Source organism: Pseudochrobactrum lubricantis, assembly GCF_041929865.1.
Taxonomy (GTDB): Bacteria; Pseudomonadota; Alphaproteobacteria; order Rhizobiales; family Rhizobiaceae; genus Pseudochrobactrum; species Pseudochrobactrum saccharolyticum.
In genome coordinates, this window is sequence record NZ_JBHEEE010000010.1 from 48,398 (window position 1) to 68,050 (window position 19,653).

Genomic DNA, 19,653 nt, shown 5'->3' on the forward strand with positions numbered 1-19,653 from the left:
AGCGGAAATGCTCTGGATCACGGTCCACGTTTGGGAGAAATCGACCATGACCGGGTTCAAGCTGGACGAGCGCATCCGACTGTCAGTGGAACTCGCGCTCACTGCGACGAGCAACAACTCTCTCTTGCTTCGGAAACAGGAAGCATCCGCACGCGCCATCGGCATGAAGGGAGCAGAGATAGACGTCGCGCGAAGGGGGTTCAGCTTCGATCTCAAGACATCGATGGCGATAGCCCTAGCGCTGGCGGTCTGTGAAGAAAACCGTCAGCGTGCTCTTCGCACAGGACTGTGCGCGCGAAGCTGCGCGGAAATCGAGAAGATGGCCGCGGCATTCCGGCAGTCGAGCTCCTGATCCACAGTCGGTTTCTCATGAAGACTTGCTTCCTTGCCCACGACATCCCTACCATTGTCTCCAGCGCTGGGAGGTAAGCAGTTGGATCGTTGGCAAGCAATGCGAATATTCGTGAAGGTCGCCGAAACCGAGAGTTTTGCAGAAACTGCCCGACACTTGAATATGAGCGCACCTGCAGTGACACGCGCCGTCGCTTCACTCGAGGATCTCATCGGAGCGCGTCTGTTCGTACGAACGACGCGCTCGGTAAAGATGACCGAGACAGGGTCACGCTATTTCGAGGATTGCCGCCGGATTCTTGCGGACATCGCTGAAGCAGAGGCCGCAGCGGGAGCCTGCGATGCCACGCCGACGGGAACGCTTTCCCTGACCGCTTCAGTGTTGTTTGGCCAAATGCATGTGCTTCCGATAGTGATACAATATCTCGACGCTTATCCCGCAATGAAGGCCAAGACCCTTTTCGTTGATCGCCCCGTCAATATTGTCGATGAAGGGATCGATGTAGCCGTCCGTATCGGCCGTCTCCCGGACTCGGGTCTTTCGTCCATAAAGGTCGGCACTGTCCGGCGTGTTATCTGCGGATCGCCGGACTATTTCGAGCGTTATGGCATTCCGAATACTCCAGCGGACCTCAAGGATCACCGCATCGCCGTCTCGACAGGCGCCTGGGCCTCGCCTGAATGGCGGTTCGCCAACGAACAGCGCGTGACAATCGATGCCACCCTCCAATGCAATACCAACGAAGCGGCGATCACGTTCGCACGACAAGGCCGGGGGCTGACGAGAGTTCTCCACTACCAGATCGGACCGGCACTTATGGCAGGAGATCTGCAGATCGTACTCAGCGAGTATGAAGAGCCGCCGATGCCCATCCATATCCTGCATCCAGAGGGCAGGTCCGCCTCCGCCAAGGTTCGCGCGTTCGTGGGTATCGCTAAAGCAGTCCTTCGTGAGAACCGTTTCCTCAACTGATTCCTCTTGCGAAGACTTCAGTCCGTGACCTCTCAGGCTTGAGCCGACCTAGCGGGTGCGACGGTACGACGATCTGCATCTGTGACCGTCAGGTTTGTTTCCGAAACCAGTCCAGCAGCGTCGTGAGCCGTTCTTTTGCCGGATGGCTCGTGAGGAAGACCGCCCAGTAGGTTGGCCCCGGCAAGGCGATGTCCGACAGCCGCAGGAGCGCGCCTATCTTCAATTGATCTCCGACGAGATGTTCCGAGGCGAGCACGGCTCCCTGACCTGCCAGAGCGGCGTCCAAAGCGTGGACTTCTTCGGAAAATGACTGGCTGATTTTCGGTGAAGCGCCGTCTGCCCGTGCATGGGCCTGCCACCGCTCCCAGCTCGGCGCATTGGCCGCTCCCGATCTCCAGCGATAGTGCAGTAACGGGAGGGCGAGGACTTGATCCGGCGAAAGCAGCTCCGTGCCCGGCAGAAGGGCGGGAGCGCAAACCGGCACGAGGCGGTCAGGAAACAGCCGATGCCATTCGGCATCAGCGCCGGGGCGCTCGGCATAGCGTATCGCCATGTCGATGCCCGAGGCGTGCAAATCCGCGACGCGGTCATCCGCCTCGATGGCAACGCTCAATCCTGTCTCTTCGCGCAGTTGCGGCAGACGAGGCATCAACCACCAGCTGGCAAAAGCCATTGTGACCGAAAGGTGCAGCGGGCCATCCTGACGGTCTGACAACTGCTCAATGGCCGTTGCGATTCGATCGAGGGAGTCCCTGAGCACCGGAAACAGCTGTTCGCCCGCAGGTGTAAGGCGCACCGGGCGCGGATAGCGCCGAAACAGCTCGACGCCGAGTATCTCCTCCAGTTGTCGCACCTGATGGCTGATAGCCGTCGGTGTCAGATGCAGCTCTTCGGCCGCAGCTGAGAAATGCAGATGCCTGGCCGCGGCCTCGAAGGCGCGCAGGCCGTGGAGCGGCGGAAGCTTTCGCAACTATACACCTCCTGAGGCTGATCATTGTCCATGATGAATCTGATTCATCATGCCCCTGAGATATACGCTTTGGCCAGCGTTTTCCACGCCTGATAATTTCAAAGCAGTCCCAACCAGCAATGAAAGGAAAATTCGATGAGCTGGCTATATCTTGGAGCTGCCGTAATCTTTGAAATCGCCGTTGCTATCAGTGCCGGGAAGGCGAAAGGTTTCACGCATATCGGGTGGACGGCCGTAACTCTCGTCAGTGGCGCAATCGCCACCTTCTTCCTCAGCCTCGCGCTGCTCACCTTCGACGTTGGCGTCGGTTACGCCATCTGGACCTCTGTCGCGGGCGTCGGCATCGTCGTCCTGGGCGCGCTGTTCTTCGGCCAGCAGTTGAACGTGAAGAAGTTGCTCGGAATCGCCCTCGTCATCGGCGGGGTCGTCGGCCTGCGCCTCAGCGGCGCGGCATAACGCTCAGTTGTCCTCCACCCATCCCTCCCGATCTAAAAGGAACCCGAAATGACAAATGCAATCGAACAGCCGCAAAGCAGCGGACGTGCCTGGGCCATGTTGATGCTCGCGAGCGCCTTCGAGATTGGCTATGCGCTCAGCGTCGGCGGCAGCCAGGCCTTCACGGTTCTCGGCTGGTCCATCGCCGCGCTGTTATTCTTCCTGCTGACACTCTATTTCCTGAGTGCCGCCTTGCGGACCATCGATGTGGGAATCGGCTACGCTGTATGGGCAGGCATCGGCTCCGTCGGCGCGGCCGCGGCAGGCACCGTCCTTCTCGACCAGCCCCTGACGCTGATGCAGGCATTCTGGCTCGCGGTCATCATCGCCGGCGTCGTCTGGTTGAAGCTCTCCGACAGTCCGAAGCTCAAGGGGGCGTCCTGATGGTCGCCGGCGCTTCATCCCGCCTGACGCAGCTCATGGAGGAGGCCGTCGCCTTCTCCATGGAGCATGTCCACGAAGGCGGCATTCCATTCACCGCCTTCGTCGTCGACCGCCACGGACAGATCCTCGGGCGTGGGGTCAACCGTGTGCGGGCCCATCACGATCCGACTGCTCATGCCGAGGTCGAAGCGATACGTGATGCCTGCCGCACGCACGGCACGACCCATCTGAGCGGAGCGACCTTGCTCGCATCGGGAGAGCCCTGCGCGATGTGCTACATCAGCGCGCGCAGTGCAGGCATTTCGCAAGTCTTCTTTGCTGTCGACCGTGACGAGGCCGCTGCGCATGGCTTCGATTATCGCGGCAGCTATCGTCTTTTCGCCGATGACCCTCAAACATGGCAATCGCCTAACGTGAGCAAGCTTGCTGTATCGACGGGATTGAAGCCTTTTCTGGCGTTTCATCCCGAACGGCGGGCTCTATAGGATCGCGGCTTTGCGAACTCAGCCTTCGGACGAAACCTCTGATCCTGACAGCAAGAGACGTGCCCAACGCCTGGTATTGGCAGCTATTCCTCACAACGCTTGCCTTGTCTTGCGGCCGGGCGTAGTCGGCGAGCCGCTTTTCGTCTTAAGACAGACGACAAGGCCGTAGCGGCGGCGGCCTTGTCCCGATCAGTCATCCCTTTTTCAAACGCTGCATGCCTGCGGCTAGCGTCCAAAGCGCGCGATTAAGGCCGACATTCTGTTCAATGCCATTTATGGATCGCGCTTGTGTGCGGCGAATGCGACCATCCGACGCCAGCCGCCGCCCCAGCAAACCGCCTCAGACAAGATTCTCCCGAATGACGTTGAAAGCCGTCCAGGGGTCTTGATGATTATCCTCGCGGCGGCGCGGGACAATGATCCGATCGGGCCTGATGGGGCTTTCTCCGCTCACTATGCTGGCGCGAGCTTGAGCGCCACGATGCCGACAACGATCAGCGCAACGCCGCCGAGCCGCATCAGGTTGATCGTCTCGCCGAATAGCGCGATGCCGAGCAGCACCGTTCCGGCTGCGCCGATGCCGGTCCATATCGCATAGGCGGTGCCGACCGGCAGAACCTCCAGCACCCGGCCGAGCAGATAGACGAAGGCGGCGAGTAACGCGAGAGACAGGATCGTCCAGCCGGGGCGTGTGTAGCCTTCGGCATATTTCATCGAGATCGCCCAGGCCACGTCGAGAAAGCCGGCGATGATCAGCAGCAGCCATGCAAGACCCTGGCTCATCATTGCACCGCCAGCGGTTCTGCCGTCACGACGCCACCTTCATGCCTTCGGCGTGCATCGCCTCCCGCACGGCGGGACGTTCCCCGACCCGAGCCTGGAAATTGCGCAGATGCGGGAAGGCGGAAAGATCGACCTTGGCGAAATCCGACCATCCGACAATGGTGAACAGGTAGGCGTCGGCGGCGGTGAAGTTTTCGCCGAGCAGGAAGGGGCCGGCTGCCGCCAGATGACGCTCCACATGGGCCAGCCGCTGGGCAATCTTGGCACGCGCGACCTCCTGCGCCTGCACGCCATATTCCGGGTGGAACAGCCCCGGGCTGAACATCTTGTGGAGTTCAATGGCGATGAAATTTAGCCAAGATTGCAGCGCCACGCGCTCCGTCGTGCCGGCGGCGGGGGCGAGCCCGGAGCCGGCACGTAGCCGCTCGGGTTCACGGCCGAATAGTCGTCTCCTTTTCCAGTGACATGCGGCAATTTCCTGATGTCCACGCGCTCCAGATCGAGCGGGACACTGGCTTCGCACGCCACGATATCCGGTGAGAGCGAGCAGGTGCCGGTGGCGTAGTAGAGTTTCATGGTCTAATCTCCTGAAGCTTGTAGCCTGATGTCGAAGCCAATCTATCGCCAGCGGACGCGCAAGGCTCATTGGCATTTCGCCAGCGGCGCTTGCGTGACCGCAAGCGAAGAAGATGCTATTCCTGTCAGCATGGACGATTGGAACGAAGTCAGGCTCGTGCTGGCGGTTCAGCGCCGGCGGCCTGACGGCGGCGGCGCTAGCGCTCGGCTTCGACCACTCCACCGCCTGAAAGCGCTGGAGGAACGGCTCGGCGTGCGGCTTCCGGCCGGCGCATGGAGGACGAGGCGCTGGCGCTCGACCGAGACATCTCGGGCCGTGATCGTCGTCTGTGCGGACGCCTGAAGGTCACGTCATCCGAGACGCTGGCCTACAGCCGATTGACGACGCATCTCGCTGCATTCCGGCAGGCTCATCCCGGCATTGTCGTGAAACTGGCGATCGACAATCGCGTGCTCAGCCTGTCGCGCCGCGAGGCCGACATCGCGTTGCGGCCGATCCGTCCGAAGGAAAGCGATCTCTGGGGGCGCAAGCTGTCGCGCATCGCCTGGGCGCTCTATGCCAACGCGTCCTATCTCGCCGCCAACGGTGGCCCGCTCTCAACCGCCCGCAACGTGGATCGCCATGCACTTATCGGCTGGGAGAAACCTGCCTCGAGCATCGCCGCGGCCGACTGGCTTTCGCAGGCAGCCCCCTTGGAGGCGTTCGGTTATCGCACCAACAGCCTTGTCAACCAGCTCGTCGCAGCGAAGGCCGGCATCGGACTGGCGCTGCTGCCTTGTTATCTCGGCGACAGCGAGGCCGGCGTGGCAAGAGCCGTGCCGGAGCCGGTCGCCGAATTGAGCGGCGAACTCTGGATCGTCTCCCATGCCGATCTCAAGGGGACGGCGCGCGTGAAGGCCTTCTTCGATCTCGTCGGCGGAGGGTTGGCGCGCGAGCGGGAATTGTTTGAGGGTGCGGCCACTCCTATGCAATGGGCCGCGCTATCGCTACCTAATGTCTTGGAAATGGCAAAATTCCGATCCGTCCCGACGTATATGATCGTACTGCCGATGTCTGGAGCCCTGTCATCAGGCAGAGGGTGGAGCGGTTGGCATCGCTAGCCGCATGACCGCTGAATCAAAGACGAACGCCCCCGCCGGAGCGGAGGTCGGACGCATACATTGGATCAGGATGTGAGAACCTTAAAATGGAGGTCCTTAAGCACCCTGATCACCATATTCCTGGCTGGTCAGCAGATCGGCAAGTTTCTGCGCTGCGGGCCCAAGTGCCTCGTCCCGACGGTGGGCTACATAAGCGCTGGATTTAATCTCCCCATTGCGGCCCAAGGCGCTGACGTTGAGGCGCACGAGCGTTCCCTGTTCCAAATCCCGTTCAACGAGCCAATAAGGGAGCCGCCCCCAGCCTGCTCCCCCCAGGATGAGATGGTGCTTGGTATCCTGCGTGTTGACGCGGCAGGTCTGTGACGAAACGACTCCGAAGTCTCGGCCCGCCGATATGTCGGACGGATCGGCCAGAACGATCTGGAGATGATCGGCAACATCCATCAGCTCCAGCGGATGGCCCGCATGGCGGAGGGCCAGCGGATGGCTCGAAGCGACGACCGCAACCTGGCTGATGGATATCAGCGGCTCGAACTTTATGCGCGGGTCGCGGAAATCTTCTCCGACCATCACGGCAAGTGTACAACGGCTCTTCCTGAGCGCATCGAGCGGACCACCCATAGCCTCTGACCATACCCGAACGGCGACGGCGGGGTATTCGAGTCGCATCAGTGAGATCGCGCGTGCGACCTCCTGCATGGGAAAGAGCGTGTCGACAGAAATCGCGAGTTCCGTCTCGACGCCATGCGCAAAGCCGCGCGCCTGGGCGCGCAATACGTCCACGCGCAGAATGATGTCGCGTGCGTTGCCGAGCAATACCTTCCCCTGCGGTGTCAAGGCCGGCTTGTACCCGGAACGGTCGAATAGCGCCACGCCGAGTGCGGCTTCGAGGTTGGCGATGGTGGCGCTGACGCCCGATTGGACGCGCGAAAGCTTCTGGGCTGCGGAGCGGAAGCTGCCGCTGTCGGCAATTGTTACGAAAGTCCGGATCTGATCGAGTGTAAGGGCATCCAGCATGATCTTTCCTTGTGATCGTCTATATCATTTTTATATCACTTATTTCGCTCATCCATTTGATGCAACCTTTCGCTCAATGAAATCAATGAGAGGTCAACGAGATGACGAAGGTGCTGGTGCTTTACTATTCCTCTTACGGGCATATCGAGACGATGGCTTCGGCCGTGGCTAATGGCGCGCGTGAGGCGGGTGCGACGGTGGCGATCAGGCGGGTGCCTGAGCTTGTTCCCGAAGCGGTTGCTGCAAAGTCCGGATACAAGGTCGACCAGTCCGCGCCCGTCGCAACGTTGGCCGAACTCGCGGATTATGACGCCATCATCATCGGAACGCCGACCCGCTTCGGCAATATGGCGTCCCAGATGAAGAACTTTCTCGACCAGACCGGCGGGCTCTGGTTCGAGGACAAGCTGGTCGGAAAAGTAGGCAGCGTCTTCACCTCGACCGGCAGCCAGCATGGCGGGCAGGAAACAACGATTCTGTCCACCCAGACCGTTCTGTTCCACCTCGGCATGATCATTGTCGGCTTGCCCTACAGCTTCAAGGGCCAGATGCGGATGGACGAAATTACCGGCTGCTCCCCCTATGGTGCATCGACGCTGGCCGATGATGGTCAGGGAGGGCACCGCGAGGTCAGTGAAAACGAGCTGGAGGGCGCACGGTTCCAGGGTCGCCATGTCGCCGGGATCGCGGCCGCCCTCGTGGCCGGGCACGCGGCAAGGGGCTCGTGATGGACACGCCATCAACAACGAAAGCAGTGTCTACGCACTGGACCGCCGTGTTCGTCATCGTCGGCAGCGGGATTGCAGCCGCCTTGCAGGTTGGCAAGGCGGCGATTGCAGCGCCCCTGTTGCAGAACGATTTTGGAATCGGGCTGACGGCGATCGGCTGGCTGACTGGAATATTTGCGCTCATCGGCCTTGTCGGCGGCATTCCAACCGGGGCGTTTGTCGCGCGTTTCGGTGCACGGCGCATCCTCATCATCGGGCTTTTGGTCACGACAGCCGGCGCGGCCCTTGGCGCGGCGGTACCGGGACTGCCCAGCCTGTTTTGTGGCCGCATTATCGAAGGGGCGGGTTTCCTACTGGTGACGGTCGCTGCGCCCTCATTGCTCCAGGAGGTTACGCGACCAGCTGATCGTGATCTGGCCTTCGCCCTCTGGAGCTGCTTCATGCCGGTCGGCATGGCGGTGGCGATGCTGGTGGGGCCGTTCTTCGAGGACTGGCAGAGGATGTGGTGGGCAAGCGGGGCGCTGGCGCTGGCCATCTGCATCGCTGTTCCACTTGTCATTTCCGCTGGCGGGCAAGGCCAGATCATGTCCTGGAACGGCTTGCGCCGCGACAGCATGACCGTGGCACGCGACCGTAGCGCTGTGGGGCTGGCGATCACCATTGCGCTCTACAGCATGATGTTCTTCGCGGTCTTCAGCTTCCTGCCGGTGCTGCTGATGGAGCGGTTACAGGTGACGCACCAGACGGCCGGACTGCTCAGTGCACTGGCCTCGGCCGTGAACGTCATCGGCAATCTGACGGCAGGCCTGCTCCTCTCCAGGGGCTTTAGCCGCCCGGCGCTCCTGATCGCGGCATGCCTCGTCATGGGACTGGCCAGCTTCGGGATCTTTCTCCCTGTGCTGCCGGACGGTGCGGCCTTCGGCCTGTGCCTGTTGTTCTCGACTGTTGGCGGTGTGATCCCGGCGATCCTGCTGTCCTCCGCGCCACTCGTGGCGCCAGCGGCAGGGTTGGTTCCGGTCGTTCTGGGTCTGATCATTCAAGGCAGCAATCTCGGACAGATTCTTGGCCCGACAGCCATCGGCGGCGCACTGGATCGGTTCGGCTGGGATTCAGCCGCCTACATCGTGGCGGGCACGGCGGTGATTGCCGTGCTCGTGGTGGCCTCGACGCTCAGGCGGGTCGGGGCACAGCGGGGTAAGCTTCGGGATGGGAGAGCACTGATGAGAATCGAATTCAACCACACGATCCTGGCGACGCAAGACGCACACGGCTCTGCCCTGTTTCTGGCTGAAATGCTTGGGCTCCAGCCGCCGCGCAGATGGGGGCCATTCTGGATGGTCACCACCGACAATGGCGTCAACCTCGACTATATGGATGTGGGCCATGCCGTCGTTCCGCAGCATTACGCGTTCCTCGTCGATGACACGAGTTTCGACGCTTTGCATGACCGGCTCGACAAGCGGAGCTTGCCTTACTGGGCCGATCCCCAACGGCGGAAGCCGGGGATGAACAACCACGATGGCGGCCACGGGCTCTATTTCAACGATCTCAACGGGCACCTGCTCGAAGTGATAACCCGTCCCTACGGTAGCGGCGGGTGGAACCCATGACCGATGATCGCGGAAAGCCTCTCTCGCAGAGGCCGAAAGTTCGGAAGATCCTGGAAACTGCCATCTACGTGCAGGACGTCGTGCGCGCTGCGCAGTTTTATGACCGCGTTTTCGGCTTTCCCGATCTGGTGTGCAACGAACGCGTCGTCGCCTATGACGCCGGGAACGCAACTGTTCTGCTGCTGTTCAAGCGCGGCGCAACGCTCGTTGACCTGGTACTGCCGGGTGGGACCATTCCCTATCACGACGGCACCGGACCGTCCCATTTTTGCTTTGCCATCGACCCGGATGCATTGCCCGGCTGGGAAAAACATCTGGAGGCGCAGGGCATCGTGATCGAAGCGCGGATGCGCTGGGAACTGGGCGGAACCAGTATCTACTTTCGTGATCCCGACGATCACCTGATCGAACTGGGGACGCCGGGTATCTGGCGAACCTTCTAGAACAAGAGCAAAAGAAATAAGGACAGTGCCATGAAGGCCCGTTTCGACTTTCCCGCTATTGCGCCTGACGCCTATGAGGCGGTGGCCGATCTCGACACCTATGTGCGCAAAGCGTCCGGGATTGAGCCCCGGCTTCTGCACCTGCTCAAGTTGCGGGCCTCACAGATGAACGGCTGCGCCTATTGCGTTGATATGCACGTCAGGGAGGCGCGTCGCGATGGGTTGAGCGAGCAGTGGATCAACCTGATAGGCGTCTGGCGGGACTCGCCCGTCTTCGATGCTCGTGAGCGGGCGGTGCTTGGCTGGACCGAGGCGCTGACAAACGTTGCACAGACACACGCGCCGGACACCGACTTTCAGCCGCTCCAGGCCTTCTTTACGGAGGCGGAGATCACCCGCATCAGCGTTGCAATCGGGACGATCAATATCTGGAACCGCCTCTGCGTCGGATTCAGGTCGCAGCATCCGGTGGATGCAAGCTGAGCGAACGCGGCTGCTGTGTGACGCTCTGCGCGAGCTGTCCGGCCAGTCAAACCAAAATGAAAAAGAAAATGACATGACCAATAGCCCGCACATCACACGATTGATTGGCGAAGCCGAACGCACCTTGCAGGCCTTGTTGCAGCGTCAGCTTGAGAAGGCAGGTATGAGCTTTCCGGAGTGGGTTGCGCTGACAGTCCTGTCTGGCAATTAGGTGGTTTGTGCTGACAGCTAATGAAGCCCCTTCCGATACGCGCCGTCCTGAACCATAGGCACGGCTAGCGCCGCCTGATGCTTGGGACAAGTTGTCGCATCAAGGAGACGCGTTACTTCCTCACGGCACAAATCATCCACGGACGCGGTATGCGTTGGGCCTCGTGCCCGAAGTGACGCAGGTTCATGTCATCGATCAGATGTTGACGAAGCGGGCTGATCGCGGGCGAATTTAGTTGGTTTTGCATGGTCAGGCTCATGGTTGAAGAAGCCAGTCATTCTCTGCTCGCTCCGGGCGACACTCAATGCTGAGCACAATGGTCGCTCTGTGCCTTTACCTCAGTCGCACGCGCCTTCCCGCGAAGCGGGTTCGTTCGCCGGCACCAAGTCGACCGTCCGTCGCATCAAAAGTGAACGGCAAGTTTCCAAGGAGGCGCGGAAGCAAATCGGGAATTCGGTGTCATCCATGAATGCAGAGAATGAGCACAGCCTTAATGGACCGCCGCTTCGAAGGAAAAACATTCAGAAACAATTGCCGTTACTGTGAAGGATGAGCTTCGGCTGTCATGTCAACACCGAGCGCACGCATCACCGCCAGTGTTGTCCCCAAAGTCGGGTTTCCGCGTCCGCTGAACGAGCGATAAAGCTGTTCCCGGGATAGACCGGGTTTGCGGGAAATTTCAGTCATGCCCTTGGCGCGGGCGACGACGCCAAGCGCCTTGGCAACATAGGCCGCATCTCCCGTTTCAAAAGCATCTGCCATAAAAGCTGCGATTTCCTCATCATCGACCAGTGCAGCCGCTGGATCATAGGTGGTTACTTTTTCAGTCATCCTGTTCACTCCATTCATTTGCGAGCTTCCTGGCAGCAGCATTCTCACCGCAACACATTGGGTCGCAAAAGAGCCCGGCTAAGTCTAAAAATCTTTGCCGTCAAAACGGCAAAAATCCCCCAAGGAAACTAATCATATCGATTATCCATGCGACGGCCGCGTTGAACCAGTCCCGAACGACAGTAGCTATGTACACGATCGCAACCAGTCCCAGGACGAGACAGAACAGAACCGCAAAGAACTTTGCAAGGGCGTCGTCAGCCTTCGGATCGGGAGGTGAATTATAGATGTAATCGTGTCGCATCGTCCTTTAACGCTCGTGTTCGTCGCGTTCCTTCTTTTGCTGCTGCGCTTGCTCTAGTTCCTGCAATCGTGGAACCTGTTGTTGCGGAGGATCTGTACGGGCAGTCTCTCCGTCGCGAACGACGGCCTTTGTTTCCATATTAGCCCGATTATCGAGTTGTTTGGAACCTTCAACTTTCTCGTCGGTCCGATCCCGTTCTTCAAGCAAGTTCGCTTCCCATGCCCGGCGATCGACCATTTGTTCGACACGGTGCTTCTGCCCGTCAATCTCCTGTATGACGGTTTTCATGACGCGTTCCGTACCAGTGGACCGCAAATGAATTTCATCGCCGATATCAGCGCCGGCGCGATGCAACGCATCCGGTAATCCGACACCCCAGACCGTGCGATTGCCATTGGCAGTTTCAATAACAACGAACGGCGAAGGCTCGTTCTTTTCATTATCCTGATAGGGCTTCTCGCCTGTCTCGACAAGGATGCCCTGAACGCCCTCCTTATAGTCGACGGTCTTGGAGTGCGACGTTTCTGATTTAGCTGCACCCTGTTGCTCTCTATCGACCTTGCTCGACTGATCTGAACTTGCGGATTGCTCCTTGGGCCCGTGATCCGCTTCCAGCACCCTGCCCTTGAGCGGAACAATTTCGTTACGCAAATAGGATTGCTCGCGGCGTGCAAGATCTTGCCAATCCAGTTCGGTCGGCTGATAGCCCTTGACCGAAATTCCGTGCGCCTGGCCCTCCAGCCAAGTTTCACGGCGGAACTCCTTGCTCCCCGTTATCTCGATGCTCGTGCAGCCTCGATACGCTGCTGTTTCGATCATCAATCGAACGCCCTGAGCATCGAACGATTTTGCGCGCAGCTTCTCTCCATTGTCCTGGAACACTTCGCGCTCACCCTTTGAATCGGCAAAGACTCGCTGCGTCCCACCGTGATCCTCACGAATATAATATCGGCTCGTGATTTCATTCGGGAATGAACGATCCATTTCGGCCTGATAAGATGCTGCCGCCGCTTTCTCCTCGTCATCCATGCTGGAACGAGATTCGTTGGCATTATCTGCCGACGGCCGACCCTGCTCTAATTCCGCGACAACATGCGCTGGCTTTGCAATTTCGGAATCGGGTTCGCGAGCGATCTGCATCGACGGGCTATCCTGCTCGCTTTCACGAGAAGGCGCTTCAGCGGTCCTTCCACGCTGTTCCGTCAATTCCATATGCTCGCGCATTAGATTGACGTGCTCGCGCGTAAACTGCGCTACCTGATCCAGATCGGCTTTCTCCTCCGGTCCGAGATTACGGCCAAGCCGGAACAAAGCTGTTTCAACTTCTTTCTCATATGCCTCAAAATCGCTTCTCGACATTTCGCGCACTTTATCACCCTCCAAAATGATGTTCTGCAACCTTACCAAATTGGCGTGGTAATGTGACCCGAAATCTGCATGAACGATGTTAGAAGTTTTAGCTTTCGATTGAGGTGAACTGGTTGATACAACTATATCTCTTTGCTGTATGGCGTATGAGGCAATCTGGTGATCGCCGCTAGCCATTGCTATTTTCTCCCAACTATGAGTTACCTTTACGGTATATTCACGGCTGCGCACGCTTCGCGCCACGCTCCGCCGGCCTGAGCGCTTGGCATCGTAACGCGACTGAGCTGCCGCACTCGTCCCCTCATGTTCCGTTCGTCCCTCGCTATTAACCGGCCGCACCTGATTTCGCGTGTAGGCTGGAGCATTTGCAAACTCGCGCCTGTCGGTCATTTCCATAGAGATTCCGTGCTCGCGCGCCTTTTCAGCCATAAGCTCGCGCCATTGGCGAAAAATCTGTGGCGAAGTTTCTACCCGATCACCGGCATCCGAACGCATCGCGATAATAGCATGAGCATGTATATGCGGTCGCTTTCCGCCCTGCCCCATCTCCTTCGGGTCACTGAACGGATCATGCATCGCAAATATGTAGCGGTGCCCTTCAAACTGCGCGGCCAGAAAATCCCGAACAGCGCCCTCGAAAGCCTGAACATTCGTGCCCGCTTTGGCGGACATGATAACATGCATAACATCCCTGCCCTTACGGCTGTGCAATTCCGGGCGCCACTGCTTTTGCACCAGGTCGCCTGCGGAACGCGCATCCGGAACGATGCGCCCCTTATCGTCACGAACGTCGCCCTTATGCTCCTCGACGAGATTGCGCAACTTGGCAGCGCCATATTCCACGCCATTACCATACCCGGTAAAACGGAACCGCGCCCTCGCCAGCTCGGACGCTGCGTTATCGTTGTAACGTCTCTGAATAATGTCCGCCGCCTTCGCGTCGCCGGTCAACCGCTCCCCTTCCGCGCTGCGCAAGACCACCATACCGTCAACTTGTAAAACTCCATGCGACGGCTGCGAAACAGCATAAGCGAAGCTGCGATTACCGAATGCGCTTGCCAAGCTATCGCGTACGAGTTGGTGCAAAGCTTCTTCGGTTGCGAACCCGGTAGCTTCTATCGACACATGGAAAGTCCCGATATCCCTGCTCTCGGCACGATTTTGAAACAATGGCTCCCATTCGCCACGCAACCGTGCCAGTTCCTCACGTCCCTCCAGCCGCTCACGGTTTTCCTTTTCGACGCTAATTTCACCATTGCGGGCAACATAATTCACCATTGCGCCAAGACGCGCACCGCCGCCATACGACGCCATTTTCACGACAGCCGGCTGACTTCCGGCTGCAACCGCGGCCAAACGTGTCTCCATCGGCCTCGTCGCGGCAATCGGCCTATTTGCGGCGCTTTGGACGAACGCCTGCGCTCTTGAGGATAGCTTACGCATTTTCGGGACTGAAGCACCACCTGCAGCGGCAGCTCCGCCAGCGATCTGTAATTCGCGCAACCTCCGCCGCATTTCTTCCTCAGCGCGGCTTGCAGCACTCGAACCCAGCGAAAGCTCATGCAGCAACGCCGCACGGCGCTGCTCCCATTCGCTCTCAAAAGCTCCGAGAAAAAACTCCATCGACCGCTATTCCTTGCTGCGATGCTTGTATCCTGACCGCTTGGCAACGCGTCGCAACTCGCTAAGGACACCTACCTGCATCTTCTGCACGTCACCGACCACCATTCGGATTTCGCTATCTGACACCGACTTTCCACTATTCAGCGCTCTCGCTACCTGATTGAGATTGACGCCGATCATGCGCATATCTTCCAGCATTAGGGACAAAAGCGCCCTGTCGTCAGCATTGAAGATCGGCTTCACCCCGGCCCCCTGCAGAAACACGGCCTTGAAAAATGCGCTCATCGTCATGTCGGCCGCCTTTGCAGCTGCGTCGATTGCGTCATATTCGTCCGCCGAAACGCGGCTGTGAATGGTTTGCGGTTTGGCTTTTACTGCCGCCACATGATCGGAAACTCCCTCATCCATAAGCTTCAATAGCCCCCAATCCAACGTAGCAATCATCAATCGCGGACATGTTTCGCGATTGCTAAGCAAAAATGTAGCACATTTTTCCGTATCCTGCCTAATAAACTTCAAAGAGAATCATTCATTATTCGTCAAACTTGGCCTCGCTGCACTCGCCCTGCCGCCGAGGCTGCGCCCCGGCGCTTCAAAGAAATTACGCTCACCAAGGTTCACCTCCAGAACGCTTTATTCGCCTTTGTGTACCCCTCATACTCGCCAGCAAGGGACGCTTCGCTCTTCGCCCTTGCCGGACTGCGTGCGAGCGGCACAGACGGCTCTTGCGCGGCTCCGGGGTTCACACTCGATTGGAAGAAACACGTTCCCAAAACTCTAGTCATCGAGTGATGTGATTATTTGATGTGAACACATGGTATGTCACATGCTATAAAGAGTGTTGTCACATCATGTGAAACTACCTTATCTTGACATGTATCGATGCGCCTTGTGGGCAGCATTTGCCGGCGCTGCAGGCAATAAATCGACACAAAGAAAACCAGCATTATCCAGGTACAGGAGGGCCAACGTGACACTTCGAATATCTTCGGTAAGCGGCAAAGGTGGAGCGGGGAAAACGACCGCAGTCATTTTGACTGCAGATGAACTCGCACTCAAAAATCGACGGGTATTGCTAATTGATGCTGATCCACGACAGAACTTAGCCGAGTGGTGGAAGCGGTGCGAGGCAAAGGATAATGTACCAGCGTCGATTTCGCTGGCGACGGCACTTCGTCAGAACAATATAGAGAAGTTAATGGTGTCACAGGAGGGCAACTATGACGCCATACTGATCGACGCGCCGGGCGTCGATAGCGTTGTGATGGATACGATAATCGACCATTCAGATATCATCATCACACCCATTCAGCCCGCCCGAGACGAGATTAAAGCAGTTGGTGAAGCAGCGGAGGCAATTGCGACACGAACGGACGTTCTTGACCGTAGTATCCCTCAAGCAGTTCTGCGAACACGCATCACTATCGTCAATCGGCATCTGGAAGAATACCGGATCATTCGCCCTTTCGTCCAAAATCTGAGCGAACACGGTTATAATTCCGTGCTGCTTGATACAGAGTTGATCGAGCGCAACTGCTATCGAGAAATCCGAAGCGGTCTTGGTACGCTACAAATGCTCGAACCCAGTGAACCTGTTCTCAAGGCCAGAGCGGAGATTAATGCATTCGTCGAGGAGTTGGAGCAACTTAAAATGGCGCAACGCGGGGAGACTATCGATGACTAAGGGAAAAATCTCTCTTTCTGATTTCCCTGTCGCGGAACGTCGAAAACGTTCTGTTGATCTGGATAAAGACACTCCCGCCCCGCCTATTTCTCACGTGCAAGAAGAAGGCGCTGCAAACGTTGGAAATGAATCGGCGTTCATGACATCAAGGCAGAAAAAGCAGGATAAATCTCTCGAGACAACGCCGGAACAACACCGCGCAAGTGCAATTGAAAATGCGAACCGTCGAGAAGACTCCCGTAACCGACTGCGCGAGCTTCGTAAATCCCGTGAACGCGAAAGCAAACATTTCGTCAATGTTTCGCTTGATTATGAAACCAAACGTCGTCTTGAGAACGCTGCTCATGACAATGGCCTCAAAATGACGGTCATTCTTCGTGATGCCATTGATCAATATCTTAAAGATAATGGATACTGACCGTGTTCGGCCGTAGTTTTCTCGTCGGGATAGCGCTCGGAATTGCCATTGGAATCTATATTGCTCCATCGCTACACACCAAACCAGATATTCACAATGACGAACCGACGATCGCTCGTGTGGCAAAGCAAAGCTACGATGCCATCTGGCCTGATGACGAAACAGCCAAGACAGAGCTATTTCGATTATCGAACTGGAATTACGCCGGATACGGCCATTCTTCCAAAGTGTCAGTGCTACGTTGTATTCTAATCAAAGAGCAGACCGCTGCATGCGAATTGTCTGCATCGCTAAGCTGGCTGAACGAGACCAAAGTTATCGAAGCAGTCTTCGAGGGCGCGGCCAATGATTGGCGCCTTGTGGCGGTGAAATCCAGATAACCGAAGTGACAACGTCGGCATTGGAAGCCCCAAACAACATAACGCCGAAATCGCTCTCCTGCTTCATTTCAATATAAACGCGCGTTGAAACAAGCGAACACCACCTCTGGAGTGCTGCAATTTTCAGAAAATGTGATAATGATCGCTGTTGTGGCACGGCAGGCAAAAGGGGTTTCCGCGTGAATCGTGAGGCATTGGATTTCGCTAATGATCATTCTTTGGAAAAAACCAATGATCCCGAGATCGATAAGCCGGTCTTTAGGCGTCCGGGCTTTAATGGAATAAGTACGTTTGAAGAAATCGATCAACGGCTTGCGAAATACCTACGTGATGCACGCGATAGCGCCGGCTTGAAACAAGCTGATTTTGCTCCACTCATGGGACTTTCTACGCCGGTTTATGGTCGCTATGAACGCGCGTTTTCAAAACTACACGTCACTCGCATGGTGCATATTTGCGAAGTGCTGAACGTCATGCCCATCGACATGCTTTACGAGGCAGCACCTCACTTGTGGGGGAAAAGCGAGGAAGAAGCTAAGGATCGCGTGGAACTTGCGAAACTCGTGGCAAATCTCCCGCACAGCACTACGCGTGACTTGCTTTCGTTGGTTAAAAAAATGGCAGACTTACAAAGCCAGGTCGACGCCAAACCGCAAAGCACGGATCCAGTTAAATAGCCGAAGTCGGCATGGCAATTGCGAACAGCCGACAATTGCTCGAATTGCGCAATCTGAATTCCAATCATGGATCGTCGGGTTCGGTATTGTATTTCGATACTTAATATGGTACTATTTATCGCACAAAACTGGATACGGAATTTGTTATGCAACGTGTAGAAGCAAATATAGCAGTCAGTGTTTCGGACCTCAAAAAGAGTCCGTCCGCAGTAATGGACGAGGCTAAGGGGGAGGCTGTCGCCGTTCTTAATCATAATCGAATTATGGCTTATATGGTACCCGCAGATGTCTATGAAGCCATGCTCGAGCAGCTGGACGATATTCGCCTTACTGAGATAATCCGGAAGCGAGCCGACGAAAAAGGAATTTCGGTCGATATCGATGCCTTATAAGCTTGAATTCTTGCCGTCGGCTCTCAAAGAATGGAATAAACTCGGCTCAACAATCCAACAGCAATTAAAGAAAAAACTGCGTGAACGCTTGGAAACGCCGCGGGTCGTTAGTGCCTCACTTCACGGTATGCCTGATCATTATAAAATAAAATTACGTCAATTAGGCTATCGGCTGGTTTATTCCGTCAACGACGACCCTGTGACGGTGTTGGTCGTGGCAGTTGGAAAACGTGAGCGTGGCGATGTTTACAACACCGCTCGCACCAGAACACAGTAATAACTCATCTGTCAGACCCGATGCAGCGGGAAAAGTCCCGCTGGACCTCGAGGTCGCTTACGCGACCTCCGGTCTGTGTATCGATGTGAGCCCATGCAGATAATCGGCAACCGCCTGAGCTTTGGCTGCAGCGGTGATAATGACGCGTTTATCAGCCTTCAGGACGGCCAGCCAATTTTCGATATAAGCGGCTGTGTTTTCGCCAGGATCATGAGCCACGCCCAGGTCAGCGCAAAGGAATGCTGCGGACAGTTCGGCGACGAGTTCTTCGACCGCGTAAGCGTTGGTGCCGAAGCGGCCAGACAGATCGCGATCAAGGCGATGTTTTGCGCCCGACCAGTGACCAATTTCGTGCAGAAGTGACGAATAAAGGTGGACGTCGCTTAGAAAACGCTCGCGGTCGGGCATGAGAATGTCGTCAGGTCCAGGACGATAGCAAGCCTTCGTGCCGCCATAGTGAACGACAGCCCCGGTCTTGCGAACAAAGGTGTCGACGGTTTCGTTGCGCGGCACCGGCGCCGTCGGCATCAGTTCAGCTGGGCTGTAATAGTCGGCAGGCAGGTTCTCGATCTGCTCTACGTTGAATACCGTGTATCCCTTGAGATAAGAGATTGAACGGTCGTCTTCGGCGTCCTGATCCTTGCGCGTAAAGGTGCCATATTTGACGACGAGCGATCCGCGTTCGCCCTTCCGGACCTGACCGCCGAGATCCTTTGCCTGACGATAGGTCATCCAGGTGGTCTCCTCGTAGCCGTTCATCTGCGACGCGATCCAGAGCATGAGAACATTGATGCCGCGATAGGCTTCACCACTGGATCGGCGCGGGATGATGGTGGTCGGGCGGGTATTTCCGCGCCAAGGCCGCACCCAGGGTTTGGTGCCCGCTTCCAGCTGCTCGATGATGAGGTCTGTGATGCGCTGATAGGTGTCGCTGACGTTGTTCATGGCCGTCTCCATTCGTTGGTTGACGGCAAGAAACGGAGATAGCCGAGACGAGCCCATGCACCCTTTGGGCCGCAACGGACGTGGAGGACCGCGAAGCGGTTGCATGGGAGAGTGGCTGTCGCAGCTTGTCCGTCAATCAGCCAA

26 protein-coding genes are annotated in these 19,653 nt (G+C 57.3%); 17 read left to right on the forward strand and 9 right to left on the reverse strand.

The features are described from left to right. Positions 1 to 7: 7 nt before the first annotated feature. On the forward strand, positions 8 to 352 hold the full coding sequence (locus JNC80_RS17200; RefSeq protein WP_376711019.1) for a hypothetical protein: 345 nt from the start codon (positions 8 to 10) through the stop codon (positions 350 to 352). Between the two features lie 81 nt (positions 353 to 433). Beyond that, positions 434 to 1,324 carry a LysR family transcriptional regulator gene (locus JNC80_RS17205; RefSeq protein ID WP_376711020.1) on the forward strand — a complete coding sequence of 297 codons (891 nt, stop codon included), beginning with the start codon at positions 434 to 436 and terminating at the stop codon, positions 1,322 to 1,324. A gap of 88 nt (positions 1,325 to 1,412) precedes the next feature. Here the strand turns inward: JNC80_RS17205 and JNC80_RS17210 are convergent, their stop codons facing one another. Then, on the reverse strand, positions 1,413 to 2,294 hold the full coding sequence (locus JNC80_RS17210; protein WP_376711021.1) for a LysR substrate-binding domain-containing protein: 882 nt from the start codon (positions 2,292 to 2,294) through the stop codon (positions 1,413 to 1,415). A gap of 135 nt (positions 2,295 to 2,429) precedes the next feature. Here JNC80_RS17210 and JNC80_RS17215 point away from each other — a divergent pair, with 135 nt between their 5' ends. Genes JNC80_RS17215 through JNC80_RS17225 form a run of 3 tightly spaced genes read left to right on the forward strand, consistent with a single transcriptional unit; the run spans position 2,430 to position 3,658 of the window. Next, positions 2,430 to 2,750, forward strand: coding sequence for a DMT family transporter (locus tag JNC80_RS17215; RefSeq protein ID WP_376711022.1), 321 nt, complete (start codon positions 2,430 to 2,432; stop codon positions 2,748 to 2,750). A 48-nt stretch (positions 2,751 to 2,798) separates the two neighbouring features. After that, positions 2,799 to 3,173, forward strand: coding sequence for a DMT family transporter (locus tag JNC80_RS17220; RefSeq protein WP_285051360.1), 375 nt, complete (start codon positions 2,799 to 2,801; stop codon positions 3,171 to 3,173). Then, complete coding sequence (locus JNC80_RS17225; protein ID WP_376711023.1) at positions 3,173 to 3,658, forward strand: nucleoside deaminase; 486 nt, start codon at positions 3,173 to 3,175, stop codon at positions 3,656 to 3,658. The genes JNC80_RS17220 and JNC80_RS17225 overlap by 1 nt, the downstream gene beginning before the upstream one ends. Positions 3,659 to 4,111: 453 nt before the next feature. On the opposite strand, the gene JNC80_RS17235 is transcribed toward JNC80_RS17225, so the two are convergent. Genes JNC80_RS17235 through JNC80_RS17245 form a run of 3 tightly spaced genes read right to left on the reverse strand, consistent with a single transcriptional unit; the run spans position 4,112 to position 5,017 of the window. After that, on the reverse strand, positions 4,112 to 4,441 hold the full coding sequence (locus JNC80_RS17235; RefSeq protein ID WP_207590848.1) for a DMT family transporter: 330 nt from the start codon (positions 4,439 to 4,441) through the stop codon (positions 4,112 to 4,114). A gap of 25 nt (positions 4,442 to 4,466) precedes the next feature. Next, positions 4,467 to 4,814, reverse strand: a complete 348-nt coding sequence (locus JNC80_RS17240) for a glutathione S-transferase C-terminal domain-containing protein (RefSeq protein WP_376711024.1) — start codon at positions 4,812 to 4,814, stop codon at positions 4,467 to 4,469. Beyond that, a complete protein-coding gene (locus JNC80_RS17245; protein WP_376711025.1) occupies positions 4,793 to 5,017 on the reverse strand; it encodes a thioredoxin domain-containing protein in 225 nt (74 codons plus the stop codon). Before JNC80_RS17245 ends, JNC80_RS17240 begins: the two co-directional genes overlap by 22 nt. A 273-nt stretch (positions 5,018 to 5,290) precedes the next feature. Between JNC80_RS17245 and JNC80_RS17250 the strand changes: the two genes are divergently transcribed. Next, entirely contained in the window at positions 5,291 to 6,118 is an 828-nt protein-coding gene (locus tag JNC80_RS17250; RefSeq protein ID WP_376711026.1) for a substrate-binding domain-containing protein, read from the forward strand. A 96-nt stretch (positions 6,119 to 6,214) separates the two neighbouring features. Here the strand turns inward: JNC80_RS17250 and JNC80_RS17255 are convergent, their stop codons facing one another. Next, positions 6,215 to 7,135, reverse strand: coding sequence for a LysR family transcriptional regulator (locus JNC80_RS17255; protein ID WP_151558467.1), 921 nt, complete (start codon positions 7,133 to 7,135; stop codon positions 6,215 to 6,217). A gap of 101 nt (positions 7,136 to 7,236) precedes the next feature. Here JNC80_RS17255 and wrbA point away from each other — a divergent pair, with 101 nt between their 5' ends. From wrbA to JNC80_RS17280, 5 genes are all read left to right on the forward strand, one after another. Further along, the gene (gene wrbA / locus JNC80_RS17260; protein WP_376711027.1) at positions 7,237 to 7,863 is read left to right on the forward strand and encodes an NAD(P)H:quinone oxidoreductase; all 627 of its coding nucleotides are present in this window, start codon (positions 7,237 to 7,239) and stop codon (positions 7,861 to 7,863) included. Continuing rightward, a complete protein-coding gene (locus tag JNC80_RS17265; RefSeq protein WP_376711028.1) occupies positions 7,863 to 9,473 on the forward strand; it encodes an MFS transporter in 1,611 nt (536 codons plus the stop codon). Before wrbA ends, JNC80_RS17265 begins: the two co-directional genes overlap by 1 nt. Then, positions 9,470 to 9,916: a VOC family protein gene (locus JNC80_RS17270; RefSeq protein ID WP_376711029.1), complete on the forward strand. Its 447-nt coding sequence runs from the start codon at positions 9,470 to 9,472 to the stop codon at positions 9,914 to 9,916. Before JNC80_RS17265 ends, JNC80_RS17270 begins: the two co-directional genes overlap by 4 nt. 30 nt (positions 9,917 to 9,946) lie before the next feature. Next, a complete protein-coding gene (locus JNC80_RS17275; RefSeq protein ID WP_125270181.1) occupies positions 9,947 to 10,399 on the forward strand; it encodes a carboxymuconolactone decarboxylase family protein in 453 nt (150 codons plus the stop codon). A gap of 73 nt (positions 10,400 to 10,472) precedes the next feature. Further along, positions 10,473 to 10,610, forward strand: coding sequence for a hypothetical protein (locus JNC80_RS17280; protein WP_180350246.1), 138 nt, complete (start codon positions 10,473 to 10,475; stop codon positions 10,608 to 10,610). A gap of 537 nt (positions 10,611 to 11,147) precedes the next feature. Here the strand turns inward: JNC80_RS17280 and JNC80_RS17285 are convergent. From JNC80_RS17285 to JNC80_RS17295, 3 genes are all read right to left on the reverse strand, one after another. Continuing rightward, on the reverse strand, positions 11,148 to 11,441 hold the full coding sequence (locus JNC80_RS17285; RefSeq protein WP_109989451.1) for an addiction module antidote protein: 294 nt from the start codon (positions 11,439 to 11,441) through the stop codon (positions 11,148 to 11,150). 310 nt (positions 11,442 to 11,751) lie between these two features. Then, positions 11,752 to 14,736, reverse strand: a complete 2,985-nt coding sequence (locus JNC80_RS17290; protein WP_376711030.1) for an LPD7 domain-containing protein — start codon at positions 14,734 to 14,736, stop codon at positions 11,752 to 11,754. A 6-nt stretch (positions 14,737 to 14,742) separates the two neighbouring features. Further along, positions 14,743 to 15,180 (reverse strand): plasmid mobilization protein, encoded by a 438-nt coding sequence (locus JNC80_RS17295; RefSeq protein WP_376711031.1) that lies wholly within the window; start codon positions 15,178 to 15,180, stop codon positions 14,743 to 14,745. Between the two features lie 526 nt (positions 15,181 to 15,706). Between JNC80_RS17295 and JNC80_RS17300 the strand changes: the two genes are divergently transcribed. The 6 genes from JNC80_RS17300 (at position 15,707) to JNC80_RS17325 (ending at position 18,564) form a co-directional block, all read left to right on the forward strand. Continuing rightward, positions 15,707 to 16,420 carry a ParA family protein gene (locus tag JNC80_RS17300; protein ID WP_376711032.1) on the forward strand — a complete coding sequence of 238 codons (714 nt, stop codon included), beginning with the start codon at positions 15,707 to 15,709 and terminating at the stop codon, positions 16,418 to 16,420. Then, positions 16,413 to 16,838: a hypothetical protein gene (locus tag JNC80_RS17305; RefSeq protein ID WP_376711033.1), complete on the forward strand. Its 426-nt coding sequence runs from the start codon at positions 16,413 to 16,415 to the stop codon at positions 16,836 to 16,838. Before JNC80_RS17300 ends, JNC80_RS17305 begins: the two co-directional genes overlap by 8 nt. 2 nt (positions 16,839 to 16,840) lie before the next feature. Continuing rightward, positions 16,841 to 17,218, forward strand: a complete 378-nt coding sequence (locus JNC80_RS17310; protein ID WP_138787172.1) for a hypothetical protein — start codon at positions 16,841 to 16,843, stop codon at positions 17,216 to 17,218. A gap of 179 nt (positions 17,219 to 17,397) precedes the next feature. After that, positions 17,398 to 17,895 (forward strand): helix-turn-helix domain-containing protein, encoded by a 498-nt coding sequence (locus JNC80_RS17315; RefSeq protein WP_376711034.1) that lies wholly within the window; start codon positions 17,398 to 17,400, stop codon positions 17,893 to 17,895. A gap of 146 nt (positions 17,896 to 18,041) precedes the next feature. Further along, positions 18,042 to 18,287 (forward strand): type II toxin-antitoxin system Phd/YefM family antitoxin, encoded by a 246-nt coding sequence (locus JNC80_RS17320; RefSeq protein WP_109989459.1) that lies wholly within the window; start codon positions 18,042 to 18,044, stop codon positions 18,285 to 18,287. Next, positions 18,277 to 18,564 carry a type II toxin-antitoxin system RelE family toxin gene (locus JNC80_RS17325; protein WP_376711035.1) on the forward strand — a complete coding sequence of 96 codons (288 nt, stop codon included), beginning with the start codon at positions 18,277 to 18,279 and terminating at the stop codon, positions 18,562 to 18,564. The genes JNC80_RS17320 and JNC80_RS17325 overlap by 11 nt, the downstream gene beginning before the upstream one ends. A gap of 57 nt (positions 18,565 to 18,621) precedes the next feature. On the opposite strand, the gene JNC80_RS17330 is transcribed toward JNC80_RS17325, so the two are convergent. Continuing rightward, a complete protein-coding gene (locus JNC80_RS17330; protein ID WP_151558479.1) occupies positions 18,622 to 19,509 on the reverse strand; it encodes an ArdC family protein in 888 nt (295 codons plus the stop codon). Positions 19,510 to 19,653 lie beyond the last annotated feature (144 nt).

What these genes read in the sequence shown, in the direction of transcription:
- JNC80_RS17270 (WP_376711029.1), top strand. Translation starts at nt 9,470, where the DNA reads ATGACCGATGATCGCGGAAAGCCTCTCTCGCAGAGGCCGAAAGTTCGG.
- JNC80_RS17250 (WP_376711026.1), top strand. Translation starts at nt 5,291, where the DNA reads ATGGAGGACGAGGCGCTGGCGCTCGACCGAGACATCTCGGGCCGTGAT.
- JNC80_RS17280 (WP_180350246.1), top strand. Translation starts at nt 10,473, where the DNA reads ATGACCAATAGCCCGCACATCACACGATTGATTGGCGAAGCCGAACGC.
- JNC80_RS17290 (WP_376711030.1), bottom strand. Translation starts at nt 14,736, where the DNA reads ATGGAGTTTTTTCTCGGAGCTTTTGAGAGCGAATGGGAGCAGCGCCGT.
- JNC80_RS17245 (WP_376711025.1), bottom strand. Translation starts at nt 5,017, where the DNA reads ATGAAACTCTACTACGCCACCGGCACCTGCTCGCTCTCACCGGATATC.
- JNC80_RS17225 (WP_376711023.1), top strand. Translation starts at nt 3,173, where the DNA reads ATGGTCGCCGGCGCTTCATCCCGCCTGACGCAGCTCATGGAGGAGGCC.
- JNC80_RS17255 (WP_151558467.1), bottom strand. Translation starts at nt 7,135, where the DNA reads ATGCTGGATGCCCTTACACTCGATCAGATCCGGACTTTCGTAACAATT.
- JNC80_RS17220 (WP_285051360.1), top strand. Translation starts at nt 2,799, where the DNA reads ATGACAAATGCAATCGAACAGCCGCAAAGCAGCGGACGTGCCTGGGCC.
- JNC80_RS17265 (WP_376711028.1), top strand. Translation starts at nt 7,863, where the DNA reads ATGGACACGCCATCAACAACGAAAGCAGTGTCTACGCACTGGACCGCC.
- JNC80_RS17325 (WP_376711035.1), top strand. Translation starts at nt 18,277, where the DNA reads ATGCCTTATAAGCTTGAATTCTTGCCGTCGGCTCTCAAAGAATGGAAT.
- wrbA (WP_376711027.1), top strand. Translation starts at nt 7,237, where the DNA reads ATGACGAAGGTGCTGGTGCTTTACTATTCCTCTTACGGGCATATCGAG.
- JNC80_RS17215 (WP_376711022.1), top strand. Translation starts at nt 2,430, where the DNA reads ATGAGCTGGCTATATCTTGGAGCTGCCGTAATCTTTGAAATCGCCGTT.
- JNC80_RS17200 (WP_376711019.1), top strand. Translation starts at nt 8, where the DNA reads ATGCTCTGGATCACGGTCCACGTTTGGGAGAAATCGACCATGACCGGG.
- JNC80_RS17295 (WP_376711031.1), bottom strand. Translation starts at nt 15,180, where the DNA reads ATGATTGCTACGTTGGATTGGGGGCTATTGAAGCTTATGGATGAGGGA.
- JNC80_RS17285 (WP_109989451.1), bottom strand. Translation starts at nt 11,441, where the DNA reads ATGACTGAAAAAGTAACCACCTATGATCCAGCGGCTGCACTGGTCGAT.
- JNC80_RS17235 (WP_207590848.1), bottom strand. Translation starts at nt 4,441, where the DNA reads ATGAGCCAGGGTCTTGCATGGCTGCTGCTGATCATCGCCGGCTTTCTC.
- JNC80_RS17320 (WP_109989459.1), top strand. Translation starts at nt 18,042, where the DNA reads ATGCAACGTGTAGAAGCAAATATAGCAGTCAGTGTTTCGGACCTCAAA.
- JNC80_RS17305 (WP_376711033.1), top strand. Translation starts at nt 16,413, where the DNA reads ATGACTAAGGGAAAAATCTCTCTTTCTGATTTCCCTGTCGCGGAACGT.
- JNC80_RS17275 (WP_125270181.1), top strand. Translation starts at nt 9,947, where the DNA reads ATGAAGGCCCGTTTCGACTTTCCCGCTATTGCGCCTGACGCCTATGAG.
- JNC80_RS17330 (WP_151558479.1), bottom strand. Translation starts at nt 19,509, where the DNA reads ATGAACAACGTCAGCGACACCTATCAGCGCATCACAGACCTCATCATC.